Source organism: Tessaracoccus sp. OH4464_COT-324 (assembly GCF_003932855.1).
GTDB lineage: Bacteria > Actinomycetota > Actinomycetes > Propionibacteriales > Propionibacteriaceae > Arachnia.
In genome coordinates this window covers 1-674 of sequence record NZ_RQYZ01000059.1, presented here as the reverse complement: position 1 = coordinate 674, position 674 = coordinate 1, and the positions used below count along the sequence as shown (strand labels likewise).

1 protein-coding gene is annotated in these 674 nt (G+C 59.3%); it reads left to right on the top strand.

The features are described from left to right. Positions 1-623: hypothetical protein (locus EII42_RS13090; RefSeq protein ID WP_158676516.1), on the top strand; the 623-nt coding region annotated here is incomplete at its 5' end. Positions 624-674 lie beyond the last annotated feature (51 nt).

The following is a 674-nucleotide window of genomic DNA, read 5'->3' as shown; positions in this document are numbered from 1 at the left end:
CGGGGTTGTGGTTGGGTGTCGTCGGCGGGTTGTTGGCGGTGTTGGTGGGGTTGCTGGTGGTGGTTGTGCTGCGGCCAGCTTCTCCCGATTCATCGGCTCTTGGTCAGGGCTCGTCTGTGCCGATCTTGGATCCGAAGTCTTCGGCGAGTGCGTCGTCGCCGAGTGCGAGTGCGCCGGATGACTGGCGGTCTTGGCCGGTGTGGGAGTTTATGCCGCCTCCGGAGATGTTGCCGAGGCTTTATGCTGAGGAGTCGCGGGAGGATTGGCGGTTCCCGGAGACGTTGCGGGGCTGGACGCTGAACTATCAGGATTACGGCATCATCGGTGATCGTGGTGCTGGGGTGGCCTATGAGGAGGGCGGCGAGCAGGGCCGGGCTCTGAAGCTTGAGATGAAGAGTCTCGCGTTGCCGAAGGAGTTTAATTACTTCTTGGGGCGGTTGGATGATGTGCATTATGTGGGGCGGCTGACCTGCGGAACAACTAGGATTTCTAAGGATCCGGAGTGTTTCGCTTATGCGGAGGACACCCTGATTGGGATGCGACCATTCACTGGCAGTTTCACGGAGCAGGAGATCGTGGCGATGATGGATGAGTTGGTGGATCATTTGTTGGCCACTAGGTGATGCTGGCAGGGTTTGCTGATGCGTGGGGTTTCGGGGTTGTGGTTGGGTGTC